The organism is Streptomyces sp. NPDC047853 (assembly GCF_043204535.1).
Classification (GTDB): Bacteria; Actinomycetota; Actinomycetes; order Streptomycetales; family Streptomycetaceae; genus Streptomyces.
This window is the reverse complement of sequence record NZ_JBIDCI010000029.1, coordinates 22,235-36,729: the sequence shown is the minus strand read 5'-3', so window position 1 is coordinate 36,729 and position 14,495 is coordinate 22,235. Positions and strand designations below refer to the sequence as shown.

The window sequence follows — 14,495 nt, the reverse complement described above, 5'->3', positions numbered from 1 at the left end:
CACCACCCACTCACCGCGCGGTCGGCACGCGTCCCCCCGCCCCCTCCGAGAGAGGGCCGGGGGGTGTGGGGGGCAGCGCCCCCCGCGTCACCACAAGGCGGCCTGCAGGGCGCTCTCCGCGGGTGCCCGTACCGGCGTCGCGGTCGGTGCCGGAGCGGGCGCGGACGTCGTCGTCGGCGCGGCCGGTGCGGGCTTCTTCTTCACCGCCGGACGGGCCGGAGCAGGGCCGTCCTTGGGGCACGCGCACCGGCACCACCACACGCACGGCTCGCCGCCAGGGCGCGGGATGAACCGTGCGACGTTGCGTCCCCGATGGTCGGTCACCCAGTCCTGGTTGCGGTCGACGTCCGGGCCGCCCTTCTGGCGGTGGACGCAGATGTCGCACCGCCCGGAGAGGCAGTTCCAGCAGGTGCCCCGCTCGCACATGCTCCAGCGCGCGAAGCCGTGCGGGTACTTGCGCTCGATCTGCTGGAGGTGCTCGGGCCACACGTGCTCGCGCACCCACGCGCCCGCCTCCTCCGGCATCGGCGAGGCGTTGGGGACCGGGTCGATGATGCCCATGATCAGGGCGCCCTGGAAGTTGAGCGCGGCCATGTCCCGTACCCGCTCGCGTTCCTCGTGGGTGAGCACTCGCTGGGGGCGCCGGATGACCGTGCGGAGGCCGTCCACGGGACGCTGTTCGCGGGCGGCGCGCGGGGCGAACAGGCGTCGCAGCAGGGGCTGCTCGGCGCGCACGGCGGCGGCCGCCGACGGGGCCGTCTCGGCGGGCGCGGGGGCAGCGGGGGGCGCCTCCGGGGCCGCGTCGTCGGCGGGCCGCCCCTCGCCCGTGAAGTAGCGCCCCTCGGACAGCAGCGGGTAGCCGCCGCTGCGCTTGGGGAGCGGGGTGAGCTTGGCGTCCTTCGCGGCGGGCTCGGCGACGCCCTGGCGCTTCGCGCGCCACAGCAGACGGGCCACCCGGTGCCCCGTCGGCGACTTCACGAGACGGCGGCGACCGGAGCCGTCCAGGTGCACGTTCAGCAGTCCGGCCGCCCACAGTCCGGTCACGCGCGCCCGGGCGATCCTCTTGTTGACGTCCCACCGGTCCGGGACGCAGTCCAGGGCCCAGAACCCGTCCTCGAACTCCGCCACTTCGGCGTACTCGGCCCAGCTCAGCACCTGGCGCTGCGCGTCCGACAGCGGCCAGCGCTTCACCTCGGCGATCTCCTGCTCGGTGAGCAGGTCGTCGGCCGGGCGGTGGGCCTGGTCGTAGTGCGCGTAGGCGGCGATCCGGGCGTCGCCCTTGTCATCCCACTTGCCGGGCAGCGGGGCACTGACGCCGGGCACACACCGGCCGCACTCCAGCCCCCACCAGTCCCGGAAGCGGGTGGACATCAGCGACACCAGGCGCACCCCGGGAGGCCAGGGAAGCTCGTCCGCAGCCGGTGCCGGGGCGGGCTCGGCGACCGTCGCCGGCGCGTCCTCGGTACGGGGTTCGGCGGCCGGGCGGGGCGTCTTGGCGCCGGGCCGCAGTCCACTGCCGGGGCAGTCCTCGACCGCGGCGCGGGTGGCCTTGTGGTGGGCGAGGACACCGGCCACGGCGACCTTGTGCAGTCCGCAGCAGGGGCAGCGGACGGTGTCCTCGACGGCGGCCGCGGGGGTCGGGACGCCGGGGCAGTAGCCGCCCTCGCCCTCCCACTGCTCGACGGCCTCGCGCGCGGCGCGGGCCTCCTGCTCGGCGAGCGTCACCGGCCGCTGGTACCGGCGCACCGTGCCGCTGTCCATGACCGGGAGGCGGCGGGCAGCGGCCTTCTTGTCGTCCATGCGCTTGTACCGCTTCGCGACCCGGGCGTAGCGGGCCTCGTACGCCGCCTTGTCGCTCTCGTACAGGCCCGCCGGGTGCAGCCGCGCGAGTTCCAGGGCAACCTGACCGCTCGGGGTGAGCACGAGCACGCTGGCGCCGTCGGCCGCGTCGACGGCGGCGAGGTACCCGGCGGCGCGCAGGTCCTGCGTCCGCTCCCGACTGACCTTGCGGCCGCCGCTCCACACGCCGCACTCAGTGGCCTGCCGAACCTGCCCGTCGCGCTGGTACAGGCGGCCGGTCTGCGCGGCCTCCAGCACCCGCACGTGCCCGGCGGTCCAGCCGAGTGCGGGCACGACGCTCTCGGCGAGATAGGCGTTCATCCTGGCCAGGTGGCGGTTGTCGCTGTCCATGCCGGTCGCGGCCCGCTCGGCGGCCTCCTGCTCGGCCTCGGCGCGGCGCCGCTCACTCTCCCGCTCGGCGCGCTCCTCGGGGGTGAGCCTGCGCTCCAGCTCGGTGCGCAGCGCGGCGGCCGTCGCCTCGACCCCGGCGGCCTCCTGGGCGCGGACGGCGTAGTCGACGGCGCCGCTGGCGCAGTAGCGCAGCGCGCTGTCCGGCATGCTCGGGTCGGCCGCCCACTGCTCCGCACGGGCGGCGTGCCCCTCGGCCTCGACGGCCTCCCGGTGCACGGCGTGCATGACCTCCTCCCGGTGGGCCTCGGTGCGGGAGCTGCTGCGGCACGCGGCGCTGAGCGCCATGTCGTCAGCAGCGGCGGCGAGTGCGGCGGCCTCGCGGGCCACCCGGAGGCAGGTCTCGGGGGTGGGCTCCCCCGCCTCGATCTCGGTCATGGGCCGTCCTGTTCGTTGAGGTTCTCGGTGGTGCTGGTCCGGGATTCCCGCCCCGTCCAACACTGCTAATTCAATCAAGTTATAGGCCGTGGGTCAAGGTGAAAACGCAGCTCAGGGCCGCTTTTCTGACCTTTTCCCGGGCGTTCCGGCGGCCCGCGTCCGCCCGGTCGGGGGCGATGCCGACCGTACGCGTCGCGGCCGCCGGTCAGCCCTGCCTGCGGGCCTCGGTGACGGCCGTCCTCCACGTGGTCCAGTGCCCGCCGTGCTGCTCGGCGAGGGCCTTGGCGGCCTCTCCCGCCTTCATGCCGGGCGTGGCGGCCAGCAGCTCCACGGCCAGGGCAACCCGGGGGTTCGGGCCCTTCGCCGGCGTCCGGCCGGCCGCTCCGGCCCGGGGCCCGGCGTCGGCGTAGGCCCAGAGCTGGCGCCGGGTGCGGTACTCGCGCATGCGGCCGCTCTCCAGCTCCTCCTCGCGCACGGGAGCGGGCCACCCGGGCGGCGGGTTGTCGCGGTAGTGGCTGATCGCGCTGACGCTGACCCCGAGGACCCTGGCCTGGTCCGCCGGGGGCAGTTCCTCGTCGGGGCTGCCGCTGTAGTCGACGCCGTTGCCCTGGCGCCGGTACTCGGTGTGCCACCGCTCCCAGACCTCCACGTCCCAGTACAGAGCGCGGTCGATCCGGAGGGCGGGCGGGTGCCCATTGCTCTCGCGCTCCGCCCACAGTGCGCGGAGGGTGGCGTCGCCCTTGTACCCGGCGCGGGCGGACAGCTCGGCGCGGGTGGCGTACTGCCGCCCGTCGATGGTCTTCATGGGGTGCTGCTCCTCGGTGTGTGTGGGACGCGTCTACCATGTTGGCGTGCTCGGTTGACGGCCTGTTGAGGGCCTTCGGTGGCCGGGCGTTGCGGCCGACGGGATTCCCACGCTTTTGCGCCCCGTCGGCCGCCTGGCGTCTCCGGCCGGCTGGCCGGACGGCGGCCGCCGGGCCCGGATGAGTCGGGCCCGGCGGCCTGGTGCTGCTACGCGCTCACTCCTGCGCCTCGTCCGCGTAGAGGTAGAGCAGCTGAGCACGGAGACGGAGACCGGTCGGCGACAGGAGGTAGCCGTCGTCGAAGTCGGCCTCATCCAGGACGTGGGTGTAGCTGGCGGTCTCCAGCAGCTCCCGGAACTGCCGCCCGCGCGGCCCCGCCGTGTTCTCGATGCCGAGCGAGACCAGCGCCCCCAGCACCCCGCCCGGGCGCAGGAAGCGGTAGGCGTGCAGGACGTGTTCAACGGCCAGGTTCCGGCGGTGGGGCGGGTACATGACCACAGCGTCGTACTCCGGCCGGGCCTCGACGGTCAGGAAGTCTGCGGAGCGGACGTGCCGGGCGATCCCGGCGCGCGTAATGTCCGCCGCCCGGTCGCCGTCGATCTCGTAGCAGTCCATGACGCACCCGCGGGCCGCGCCTTCCGCCGCGAGGACTCCGTGCCCGGCTGAGGGCTCCAGCACCTGCATGCCCTCCCCGTACGGGATCTCGCACCAGAGGAGTTCGGCGATCGACTGCGGGCAGGAGACCACTCCGCGGTCGGGCCGGTTCACCGCGCACTGGCGGGCGACGATCCGCTCGACCAGCTCCGCCGCCCGGCCGAAGGGGTACAGGTCGGCGAACACGTAGCCCTGGTGGCGGACGCTCCAGCAGGCGCCGGAACGTGTGAGGACCTTGTGGGCCCCGTCCGCGGCGGCCGGGTCGGCCTCCTTTCGCAGGCGGACGACGGGCCCGTCGCAGACGGCGAGTTCGAGCTCCTGGCGCACGGCCTTGGAGATCTGCATGGCGGTGTTCTCCTGATGGGTTGAGGTTGTCGGTGTCGCTTCGATCCGGGGGAGCGGGATTCCCACCCCTCTCCCCCGGGTGGTCGCTGGGCCCGGACCGGTGTCCGGGCCCGGCGGTCGTACGGGCGGGCTACTGCTGGTAGGCGGCGATCAGTTCGCGGACCTTCTCGTCGCCGACGCATCCGGCGGGCGCCCCGAACTCGGCGGACGCCGGGTGCCGGTGGGTGCTGGGCTGGTCGCCGTTGCGGCCGCGCTGGTGGGACCAGTAGCGCGGTCCCTGCCAGCCGCACAGCTCGCACTCCTGCCACCACGGGTTGTCGCTGCCGGGGAAGCCGGTGTACGGCTTCCAGCGGTGCAGTGCCAGCGCGGTCATGACCTGCTGCGCGGTCTCGACGTTGCGACGGGTCTCCGGCATCCGCGGGTGCAGCAGCGGCACGTCGCCGTCCAGTACGGGCACGGCGGCCGTCACGTCCGCGAGGGACATGGCCGTGATGCGACCGGCCGCGTACTCGGCGGCCACCTGCGCGGCCGCCGCCTGCGCAGCCGCCTGGGGGACGCCGCGGCGACCCTTCTCCGGACGGCCAAGGTTGTGCTCCCCCGCGCTGGTCAGGGTGAGCCAGTCGCGGTGCCAGCGGAACACCGCACCGATCACGGTGTTCCCGCCGATCAGGACGGGGTAGCGGCGCTCCCAGTCCGGCGTGCCGAGTCGGAACGCCAGGGTCGTGGTCGTCGTGGTCATGCTCGTGCCTTTCGTTGAGGTTGATCGGTGTCGGGCGGCCGGGCCGGTGGCGCGGGCGGGGATTCCCGCCCCCGCCCGCGCCACCGGTGGGGGCCGCAGGTCAGAGGAAGGCGTCGAAGTCGTAGACCAGGCCACGGCAACGGCGCTCGAAGTCGGCGATGAGCTTCAGGTGCTCCTCGCACATGCGGACCGACCACGGGCACAGCGGCGAGACAGGGACATAGGTCCACCGCTCGGGCTGCTCCTGTGCGGCCTGGGCGACGAAAGCGTCGGCGTACAGCTCGCCGTCGCTCCCGCCGTCCGCGATGCGGATCGCGATCCATCCGCGATCGCCGCGCTCCAGGTGATCGTCGATCGCCTCGGCCATGCGGGCGGCGGCACTGGACATGGCGTACTCGCGGCGGGCGCGGTAGACGGCGTGTCCGTGACTGACTGCGTTGTAGGTCAGCAGACTCAGCGACTCCCCTTCGGCGTCCAGGCAAGAGCCCACCAGTTCATCCCACTGGGCCTCCCGCTCCTCCGGGTGGCTGGCCTGACGCTCGACGTGCGCCACGCGCCGCTGGGGAATCCGGTCTTCGCGGTAGAAGTCGGCGACGCTGGTGAACGGATCGCGGTCGTCAACGACGACGAGGTACCTGGCGAAGCGCTTGCCGAGATCGACGCGGTATGCGGGGTCGTGGCCGGTGGTGGTCATGACGCGGTCCTTCCGCTCGTTGAGGTTTTCGGTGGGTGCCGGTCGGGGATTCCCGCCCCCTTTCGACACTGCTAATTCAATCAATTTTCGGGCCCGAGGTCAAGTCGGAATCGCAGCTCAGGCGGCCTTTTTCAGGGCTCCGCCCGGCGTCCGCACGCCACACGACCGCCCCGGTCGGGGTGCTCCCTCCGCGGTTGGGCAGGCGTCAGCCGACCGCGGGCCGTGCCGGGGTGCCAGGCTCGCGCTTGCGCGACCGCCGCAGGCGGCTCGGCCTGGCGGCCCGGTGCGGGCTGTGGTCCCCTCGGGTGCCCGACCACGGAGGGAGCACCCCGGCCGCCCACCCCCGACCCCACCCACTCACCTCAAGATCATTTCCGGCCCCCCGTCCCCTCTGTGGGGGGCCGGGGGGTGCGGGGGGCGGAGCCCCCTGCATCTCCACCGACGAACGGGAGCCCGGCCGGAACGGCGCACCCCCGCCCTGTTGTGCCGGGACAACGGGACGGGGGTGCGGGGAGAGGCTTTGTTGGGTCGACACAACGGGGCGGGTCAGTCGCCGTGGTCCTCGCGCCACTCCCTCATCGCCTTGGACACCGTGGCGGGCGCGACGCCGACCCGCTCGGCGAACTTCGCCTGGGAGGGCGGCGGCTGCTCGGTCTCCTTGGCCCGGAGGAAGTCCTCCGCCAGGCGCCGGCGCCCGGCCCGGTCCTCGGTGTAGCGCTCGGCGGGGTGTTCGCGCTCCTCCCCCGCCACGGCGCCGGCGGCGACTTCGCGGTATCCGTTCGCACCGTTCACGGTCGGCCCGGCCGCGTACGCGGAGGTGTTCGCGGTGAGCGCCACGGCGTTCGCGCCCACCAGTTCGCGGTCGCCGTCCGGGACAGGTCCGGCCGGGCTGTAGGGGGCGGGCACGGTGCTCCTGACGACCGAGCGCGTGGGGGCGGCCGCGGGGACCGTTGCGCGTTCGCGGTGCGATTCGCGCAGGTCGGCACCCATCTGGGGTGCCTGTTCGGCGGCCGCGAACGCCGGGTGTTCGCTCGCCGGTCCCCCGGGCGTTCGCACTGTCTCCATGTCGACGAGGTGACTGTTCGCGGCGGCCGCTGCCACCGGCACGTCGTTCGCGGTCGGTACCCCGAGACCGTACGCACCGGCGTTCGCGGCGTTCGCGCCATCGTCGGCGGCAGCGGGCCGTGCGGGGTCGGCCGGGGCGGCGTTCGCGGTGTTCGCGCGGTCGGCGTTCGCGGGGGGCAGCGCGGCGTTCGCGATCAGCTGGGCGGGGATCGGCAGGCCGCGGCCGGCGTCGCGCATGGCGCGCAGCTCGATGGGGCGGGCCTTCTCCTTCCACTTCCTGCCGTACTTCTCACGCAGCTCGTCGCGGAGGGTGAGCCGGTCGCGCTCCAGGTCGAGCGCCTCGGCGCGGGTGTAGACGTCCCACAACCTCATGCGCCGCCATACGCCGAAGGTCGGCAGGGGCGCGAGGACCCAGCGGGCGATGCCCAGCGGCTCGAACTGGCGGCCGTCGGCGATGCGGGCCCGGCGGGCGATGGCCCGGCGCAGGGCCTCGGTGATGACCACGACCAGTCCGGGCATCGTGGCGTGGGCGGCGGCCTCGACGTAGTCCATCCACCCGGCGGAGCCGTCCGGCGGCCACCCGCTGGAGGCGTTGAAGACGATGGTGGCCACGGTCAGCACCCAGGCGAACCAGCGCAGGATCGGGGCCGGGGTGCGGATCGCGCACAGGAACAGGTCGGCGGCGATCAGTCCGATGATCCCGACGTCGATGCCGACGGGGAAGACGTAGGAGAACCAGCCCCACCCCCAGTCGAGCGCCAGGTCGCGCACGGAGCGGTAGGACCCGGTGAAGCCGATAACCGCGAGGGCGAGGGCGTTGACCGCGACGACGATGGCGGAGGCCAGCAGGCCTCCGCGGATGGGGACCAGGGCGTCGCCGTCGGCGGCGGTGCTGCTGGCGGGTATCGGCGGTCGTCGCTCAACGCCGGTCACCGCGTGCGTGGTCACGGCGGGACACTCTCCTCGTTCTCGTGGGCAAGGGTGATCAGCACCGTACGCCGAAGTGCGTGACCGGTGATGCCGCCGGAGCTGACGAGAACGAAGAAACCCCCGCCGGCGGACCGGCGGAGGCCTCGTGCGCGGGGCGGCGGGCGTCTACCCCGCCCAGACGATGTCCAGCACGTACAGGTACTCGCGCGGCTGGTTGATGAAGTAGACGACGGTGAGCGGGCCGACGTCGGCACGGCGCAGGTCTGGCCCCTCCAAGTCGGTCGGGTCCCACTGCGGCCAGCCCCACGGCTGGCGGGAGGCGATGTCGAGCACGTCGCGCACCATCTCCTGCACCTCCGGCTGGAGCTGGGCGAGCACGGCGGAGGCGTTCGGGGACAGCCGGGCGGGCCAGGCCGGGGTCACCCGCGGGACCCGATGACGTCCTCCAGGGGGACGCCGTCGGAGGTGTCCATGCCGCCCGCGAGGAACGCGGCGACCGCCGGGGCGGTGTCCAGGCGGCCGCTCCACTCCCGGATCGTCTCGTGCAGCGGGGTCAGGTCGAACGTCTGGCGGGCCGTCTCCAGGGCGTGCCCCCAGTCCCGCTCGAAGGCGGGCAGCCACTGCGCGGCGCGCTGGTGTCGGCTGATGCGCTCGCGCAGCTGCGCGGCGGCCGCGGGGGACGGCGGCGGTGCGGGCTGGTGGACGGGCTGAGCGGTCATCACTCGGGTCCTTCCGGTGTCTGGGTTCGAGTGTGGCGGGCGGCGGCGAGGGAGTCGAGAACGGCCGCGCAGGCCTCGGCGAACAGGGTGGTGAACGGCTCGCCCTCACCGTCGGCCTGCTGGCACTCCCACAGGGCCGTCGCCGCCAGGTCCTCCAGTTCCTGGGCGGCCGCCGCGTCCAGGTGCAGGGTGCCGCCGGGGCCGGTGCCGCACCGGGGCTGTGCCCGGGTGAGCCAGGCGGGCAGCGGCTGGGGGTGGCAGCAGGCGAGGGCGGCGTGCAGAACGCCGGGCGCCACCACGGCGACGGTCGCCGGGCGGCGGGTGGTGGTGGTCTCGCGCATGTGCTTTCCTCCCTGGCGGGCGCCGGGGCCGATGCCCGCGGCCCCGGCGCCCGCCTCGGTCGGGTCGGCCTACGACGCCCCGAGCAGGTCGGCGACCTGCGGGCCGACGTACTCGTTGATGAGCCGGGCGGCGGTCTCCACGGCGAGCTGCGCGTCGTCCACCAGCTGCTCGGCTCGGTCGGAGGGGACGAACAGATCCCAGTCCTTGGCGGGCATGAGCAGCGTGGCGGACGCCAGGACGGTCGGGCGCTTGACGTACGCGGGCCCCCACAGCTTGGGGTACCTCTCGCCGCGCCCGTACGGGGCCTCCCAGTCACCCACCTCGTAGCCGGGGCGGTACTCGCGGGCCAGGGCCCGGTGGGGCAGCGGCACGACGACCTTCACAACCGGGTCGCCGTCCTCGTCGCGGTCGAACGTGACCGACAGGTCGGGACGGATCTCGACGTAGCCGGGCGACATCACCGGCGGGGTGGCGATGCTCCACGCCCACGCGGTGAACTCGGCGCGGTCGGTGCGGTCGTCCTCGTCGAGCTGGCTCTCGCGGGCGCTGACGTACGAGCCAAAGCGGCTGCCGCCCGCCCCGGAGTTGCTGCGGTCGTAGTCGCGGTCGACGCGGACCAGGGTGGTCGGGGTCCAGTCGGACATGGGGTGCGCTCCTTGGTGGTGAGGGTCAGCTACGGAAGGGGTTGCCGAGTTCGCCGCAGGCGACGGACCGCACGAGGGCGGCGACCTCGGCGGCACCGGCCTTGGTGGCGGGGGCGGCGATGGAGACGACGGTGGCGCCGTCGGCGTTCATGCTGATGTCCCAGCCGCCGTTGGAGTAGATGCCGACGACCAGATCGGCGTCACCGTGGAAGCCGCCGCGGGGCGTCTGGGGAAGGCGCTCGACGACCACCATGTTCAGCCGCGGCCCGTTCTGCACGCTCAGGCCGATCTCGGCGGAGGTCAGGGCCTCGACCAGGTCGCGGCGCAGGGCGGCGACCTGGTCGCCGGTGCGCTCGGGGTCGGGGGCGTGGGTGTAGCGGCTGGCGATGACCTCCAGCGCGCCGGAGGGCAGGTTCACCGCCCAGTCCCACTCCTTGCGCTCGACGCCGTGCCGTCCGCCGGCCGCCCACAGGTCGGTCAGCAGGGCGGCGGCCTGTTCGAGCACGCTCGGCGCGTACAGGGACCGGAGGGACTTGGAGGCCTTCTCGACGGCGGCGTACGCCTCGGCCGTGTAGGCGGGCCCCTCGGCGGCATTGGTGGCGGGCATGGCGCCCTCGCTTCCTGTCGGCTCGGTCGCGGAAGCACTGTCCGGCTCCCGGTGCGCACGGAGCGCGGACGCCTGCCGGTCCACTGCTGCGTGGATGGCCGTGCTGAGGTCGGGCGTCTCCGGCCGGTTGGCGCGGACGATCTCGCGGAGTTCGTCCACCCTGTCGTTGCTCATGTACGTCCCTTCGTGGCGGAGCCCGGGGCCGTCGGCCCCGGGATCATGCTGTCGTGCGGCAGTGACAGTGCGGGCCCGTCCTGAAGAATCAGAACCAGCTCGACTTCTTCTTGGGCACGATGTACGGGCAGCCGTTGCGCATGTGGTCCACGCACTGCGGGCAGTCCTGGCTCTGGTCCTGACTGCGATGGATGCTCTTGTCGTAGGCGTGCTGCCAGCACTGCGGGCACTGGCCGGGAGGTGTCTTCATGCCGGTCTCCTTGTCAGTTGTCGTTGCCGGGTCGCCCGGCGGCGGTCCAGGCGGCGTACTCCTGGCGGACGTAAGGGCGGTGGCTGGGGTCGAACTCGATCGAGTAGGGCCCGTGCGGTCCGGCGGTCATCGCCGGGTGCTGGTGGTCGAACTGGGCGAGTTCGAACGCGGTCCGTACGGCGGCGCCGCGGGCCCCGGGCCCGGGGTCGTCGACGGCCATGCGGTCCATCAGGGCGGCCCGGCGCAGGAGGTAGACGCGTTCGGCGGCCGCGGCGTCGGGCGGGGGCGGTCCGGTGACCACCCCGGCGCGGCGGCCGTCGCGGATGGCACCCAGCTCCATGACCTCGTGCATCTCGCGGCGCAGGTCCGGGGCGTCGGCGTAGGCCTCGGACGGGGTGGGGGCGTCGAACCCGTCGCCGGTGTCGGGGTTGACCACGGTGCTCACACCGCCTCCCGGGCGGCGGCGCCGGCGGTGCAGCGGTCGCACCGGACGACGTCCTCGGGGAAATCGTCGTCGTAGACGGCGAGCAGGTCCATCGGGCTGCGCACCGGCACCCAGGCCGGGCCGGAGCAGCCACCCAAGCACGGCACTTGCGCCTCGAACCCCCAGTCCATCGGGTCGGGGAACCATGTGCGGTACGCGAGGGTGATCTCGTCGCCGCCGACCGCGAGGGCGCCGACGGGGTCGTGGTTGGGGCGCAGGTGCGTCCAGTGGAAGGCCTCCGCCAGGTCCTCGCCGAAGAACCGGCGGGCCAGCACCCGGCGGGCGCGCTCGCTGTGGTCGCCGTCGACCTGGTGGTCGGCGTGGATGCGGTCGACGGAGCGCTGGAGCAGGGCCCGCAGCCGCATCAGCCGGTCGTCGGTGACCACGTGGTCGAAGCCCTCGGCGCGCAGGCCCGGGCGGGCGGCGGCGATCTGCTGGAACTGGTGGCGCACCACAGCGTCGGGCACGCGCCGGTTGGCCGGACGGCGGGCGTTGCGGGCCAGACACTGCTCCAGCGGCGTGGTCATCACGACCGCGGCCGCGGGCAGCTGGTGGGCGTGGGCGGCCTCGATCAGCCGCTTCCTGACGTCGAACCGCGTGTTCGTAGCGTCTACGACACACGTCAATCCGCGGGCGGTGCGCCGTTCCAGGACGGCGTCCAGCAGGAACACCGCGTCGGCGGTGGCCTCTTGATCGCCCGCGTCACCTGAGACGGCCCACCTGTAGGAGTCGAGTTCGAGCCGGTAGTCGGCGGGCCACGTGCGGGTGAGGGTGGACTTGCCGGAGCCGCTCGCGCCGATCATCACGATGACGGACGGTTCGGGGATCGGGTTCATGTCGGGGGTCTCTCCTCGGTCTGGGTTCGGAGGGCCCCGGGGGCGGCCGGCGGGTTCCTGGCCGGGATGGCGGCCGCGCCCCGGGGGTCGTGCGGTGGTGTGCCGGGTTGGTCAGCTGACGGCGGCCAGCTGCGGTGCGCGCTGGCTCTGCCGCCAGGCGTCCAGGACTTTCTTCGGCGTGGGCGGCCGGACCGCGTCCGGCCGCACTCGTGCACGGTGTGAGGGGCTGCACGAGGCACGGCGCGGAGCGTCGTTCCTCGAGCAGCACCGACCGGACGGCGGCCGAAGCGCGGCGATGGTCATGCCGCGAGGCGCATGCGCTGCGGGAGGGAGCGCAGGGCGGCGAACGCCGGGGCCAGCAGCAGGCGGCGGCCGCGGCGGGTACGGCCCTTGACCCGGTACATGGCCTGGTCGGCTGCCGTGAGCGCGGCCGACAGGGTCGGCTCGGGGAGGGCGGCGAGCCGGGCGGCGCCGATGGAGGCGCCTACGGTCAGCGTCACGCCCTGGTGCTCGACGGGCTGGCGCAGCAGCTCGGCGAGGTCGGCGAGCCGGTCGTCCAGGCGGGCGTCGTCGTCGACGACTGCTACGAACTCGTCGCCTCCGAGCCGCCCGGCTACACCGTGGGAGCCGCACCAGGCGGTCAGCCGCTCGCCCGCGGCCGCCAGGACGGCGTCACCGGCCGCGTGGCCGTGCACGTCGTTGACCTGCTTGAAGCCGTCCAGGTCCGCAAGGAGGACCGCGGCCCGGGGGCGGCGGGCGATGACCCGCTCCGCCCGGCGGGTCCAGCCGTCGCGGGTCCACAGCTCGGTCAGCGGGTCGTGGCGGGAGTGGTCCAGGCGCCGGTAGAGGCGGCTGGCGTGCAGCGCCCACCCGCCGGCCAGGGCGAGGACGGTGAGGACCTGGGTGATGTCCGTCGGGTTCGTCATGCCGCCCGCCTCATCGCGTTGCGGCGCACGGCGTTGCGCTCGGTGCGGGTCGTGCCGCCCCAGACGCCCTCACCGGCCAGGTGCGGGTTGGCCAGGGCCCACGACAGGCAGTCGGCCATGATGGGGCAGGTGCGGCAGAAGGCCATGGCCGGACCGGCGTTCACGCCCTGCTCGGGGAACCAGAAGTCCGGGTCCTGGAGACACGGCTCGTCGCCGGTGATCTCCGGGTACGGCACCGACGGGTCGGCCATCGGGATCGCGATGACCGGAGTCGGGTCTCCGTTCGTCTTCTGAGCCATGATGGGCAGTGCCCTTTCCTCTGTAGGGGGTTCGGGTGGCCCGGGGCGGGCGCATTGCTTGGTCGTGGTGCCGCCCGCCCCGGGGCGGATCTACATCAGGACGTCGTCGTGCCAGATGACCTTTATGGCGTCGACGTCGGCGACGGCGCCGCTACGGTGACGGACCGCGGTCTCGGTGTCGACGTCCTCGCGGACCTTCTCGACCACGTCACCGCGGGCGGGGAAGTGCGACGCCGGGTACGTGAACCACTGGACGCCGGTCCGGGGCTTCTCGCCGGACGTGCGGGTCGGGATCTGGACCACCCAATGCGCCATGAGGTTCACCTCCTTCTTGTTCTCTGCCGGATACCGGGGCTGTCCCGGCTCCCCTTGCCGCCCCGCTCCCCCGGGCCGGGCGGCGCGGGCAGCCGTCAGCGCGAGACGTCGGGGCCCTCGGGCCGCAGTTCGATCAGTCGGCGACTCCGCGCCATCCGCTTCTCGGCTTCAAGACGGACAGCCGCCGCCTCGCACACCTCGGCCATGCCGAAGGAGTAGGCACGGACCCTCGGGTCGGAGTAGCCGGATGCCTGGTCGCGGTACCAGGCGGCTTCCGCCCGGCACCTCTCCGGGCTGCGGGGTTCGGTGCCCGCGATGTACTCGGCGTACCGGCCGTTCCAGCTGGCGACGTGCTCGTCGTCCGGCCGGGTCATCAGTCGGCCTCGATGGCGGTCTGGCCCAGTGACGGCATCCACGACCTCCCACACCCGGGCCCCGGCAGCGGTGCCGTACTCGGGGGCGGCGAGGGTGACCCGTACGGAGCGGAAGACGTCGTCCAGGGCGCCGGAGCCGATGCCCGGCCACATGCCGCGAAGCTGGGCGCTGTTGAGGTAGCCGCCGAAGCCGGTGTGGGGCTCGCCGCCGCGCAGGGTGACGACGATGCCCCGCTCGCCGGTGTCGAGCGTGTCGGCGACCTCGACGTCAAGGCCCGCCTCGTAGGCGGCGTCGACCAGGTCGCGCAGCAGGTTCCGGTCGCGGACGAAGCCCTCGACGGCGGCCTTCTGCTGCCAGATCAGCCCGTCGAACCCGATCACGGGGTCGACGCCGGGCTGGGAGGCGACGGTGACGTACCCGGCGCGGTTGGCGGCCGCGAGGGTCGGGATCAGCTCGCGGGTCTCCTCGTCGGGCCCGTAGCCCGGCGCGTACCCGGGCCAGGTGGCGATCTCGCCCTCCAGCCACAGGGCCATGAGGTCACCGAGGTCGGTGAGGGTGGCGGCGGTCTTCCACCGGCGGTCTAAGCGGCGCTCCAGCAGGCGCTCCAGGAAGGGAAGTCGGATCACGGGGTTCTCCAAACGACCGGAGGGGCGGGGTGGGCGGTGGTGC

General features: G+C 73.8%; 18 protein-coding genes. All 18 read right to left on the bottom strand.

Annotated features, from left to right (window positions below):
* Positions 1-87: 87 nt before the first annotated feature.
* Positions 88-2,625 (bottom strand): DUF6248 family natural product biosynthesis protein, encoded by a 2,538-nt coding sequence (locus tag ACGF5T_RS33575; RefSeq protein WP_366768197.1) that lies wholly within the window; start codon positions 2,623-2,625, stop codon positions 88-90.
* A 205-nt stretch (positions 2,626-2,830) separates the two neighbouring features.
* Complete coding sequence (locus ACGF5T_RS33570; protein ID WP_366768196.1) at positions 2,831-3,430, bottom strand: hypothetical protein; 600 nt, start codon at positions 3,428-3,430, stop codon at positions 2,831-2,833.
* A 214-nt stretch (positions 3,431-3,644) separates the two neighbouring features.
* Positions 3,645-4,427 (bottom strand): SAM-dependent methyltransferase, encoded by a 783-nt coding sequence (locus ACGF5T_RS33565; protein ID WP_366768195.1) that lies wholly within the window; start codon positions 4,425-4,427, stop codon positions 3,645-3,647.
* Between the two features lie 130 nt (positions 4,428-4,557).
* The gene (locus ACGF5T_RS33560) at positions 4,558-5,166 is read right to left on the bottom strand and encodes a hypothetical protein (protein WP_366768194.1); all 609 of its coding nucleotides are present in this window, start codon (positions 5,164-5,166) and stop codon (positions 4,558-4,560) included.
* A 100-nt stretch (positions 5,167-5,266) separates the two neighbouring features.
* Positions 5,267-5,860 carry a hypothetical protein gene (locus ACGF5T_RS33555; protein WP_366768193.1) on the bottom strand — a complete coding sequence of 198 codons (594 nt, stop codon included), beginning with the start codon at positions 5,858-5,860 and terminating at the stop codon, positions 5,267-5,269.
* A gap of 546 nt (positions 5,861-6,406) precedes the next feature.
* Positions 6,407-7,873 (bottom strand): DUF2637 domain-containing protein, encoded by a 1,467-nt coding sequence (locus ACGF5T_RS33550; protein ID WP_366768192.1) that lies wholly within the window; start codon positions 7,871-7,873, stop codon positions 6,407-6,409.
* Between the two features lie 147 nt (positions 7,874-8,020).
* Complete coding sequence (locus ACGF5T_RS33545; RefSeq protein WP_366768191.1) at positions 8,021-8,278, bottom strand: hypothetical protein; 258 nt, start codon at positions 8,276-8,278, stop codon at positions 8,021-8,023.
* Positions 8,275-8,574, bottom strand: coding sequence for a DUF6247 family protein (locus ACGF5T_RS33540; protein ID WP_186779910.1), 300 nt, complete (start codon positions 8,572-8,574; stop codon positions 8,275-8,277). Before ACGF5T_RS33540 ends, ACGF5T_RS33545 begins: the two co-directional genes overlap by 4 nt.
* On the bottom strand, positions 8,574-8,915 hold the full coding sequence (locus tag ACGF5T_RS33535; protein WP_366768190.1) for a hypothetical protein: 342 nt from the start codon (positions 8,913-8,915) through the stop codon (positions 8,574-8,576). Before ACGF5T_RS33535 ends, ACGF5T_RS33540 begins: the two co-directional genes overlap by 1 nt.
* A gap of 69 nt (positions 8,916-8,984) precedes the next feature.
* Positions 8,985-9,560 (bottom strand): hypothetical protein, encoded by a 576-nt coding sequence (locus ACGF5T_RS33530; protein ID WP_366768189.1) that lies wholly within the window; start codon positions 9,558-9,560, stop codon positions 8,985-8,987.
* Positions 9,561-9,585: 25 nt separating this feature from the next.
* Positions 9,586-10,341 carry a hypothetical protein gene (locus ACGF5T_RS33525; protein WP_366768188.1) on the bottom strand — a complete coding sequence of 252 codons (756 nt, stop codon included), beginning with the start codon at positions 10,339-10,341 and terminating at the stop codon, positions 9,586-9,588.
* 88 nt (positions 10,342-10,429) lie between these two features.
* Positions 10,430-10,591: a pRL2-8 gene (locus tag ACGF5T_RS33520; RefSeq protein ID WP_366768187.1), complete on the bottom strand. Its 162-nt coding sequence runs from the start codon at positions 10,589-10,591 to the stop codon at positions 10,430-10,432.
* 13 nt (positions 10,592-10,604) lie between these two features.
* The gene (locus tag ACGF5T_RS33515) at positions 10,605-11,036 is read right to left on the bottom strand and encodes a hypothetical protein (protein ID WP_366768186.1); all 432 of its coding nucleotides are present in this window, start codon (positions 11,034-11,036) and stop codon (positions 10,605-10,607) included.
* Complete coding sequence (locus ACGF5T_RS33510; protein WP_366768184.1) at positions 11,033-11,911, bottom strand: ATP-binding protein; 879 nt, start codon at positions 11,909-11,911, stop codon at positions 11,033-11,035. Before ACGF5T_RS33510 ends, ACGF5T_RS33515 begins: the two co-directional genes overlap by 4 nt.
* Before the next feature lie 299 nt (positions 11,912-12,210).
* Entirely contained in the window at positions 12,211-12,837 is a 627-nt protein-coding gene (locus ACGF5T_RS33505) for a GGDEF domain-containing protein (RefSeq protein ID WP_366768183.1), read from the bottom strand.
* Positions 12,834-13,136, bottom strand: a complete 303-nt coding sequence (locus ACGF5T_RS33500; protein ID WP_366768182.1) for a WhiB family transcriptional regulator — start codon at positions 13,134-13,136, stop codon at positions 12,834-12,836. Before ACGF5T_RS33500 ends, ACGF5T_RS33505 begins: the two co-directional genes overlap by 4 nt.
* Before the next feature lie 90 nt (positions 13,137-13,226).
* Positions 13,227-13,451, bottom strand: coding sequence for a hypothetical protein (locus tag ACGF5T_RS33495; RefSeq protein ID WP_366768181.1), 225 nt, complete (start codon positions 13,449-13,451; stop codon positions 13,227-13,229).
* Positions 13,452-13,546: 95 nt separating this feature from the next.
* Positions 13,547-14,452, bottom strand: coding sequence for a DUF6919 domain-containing protein (locus tag ACGF5T_RS33490; protein WP_366768180.1), 906 nt, complete (start codon positions 14,450-14,452; stop codon positions 13,547-13,549).
* Positions 14,453-14,495: the final 43 nt, after the last annotated feature.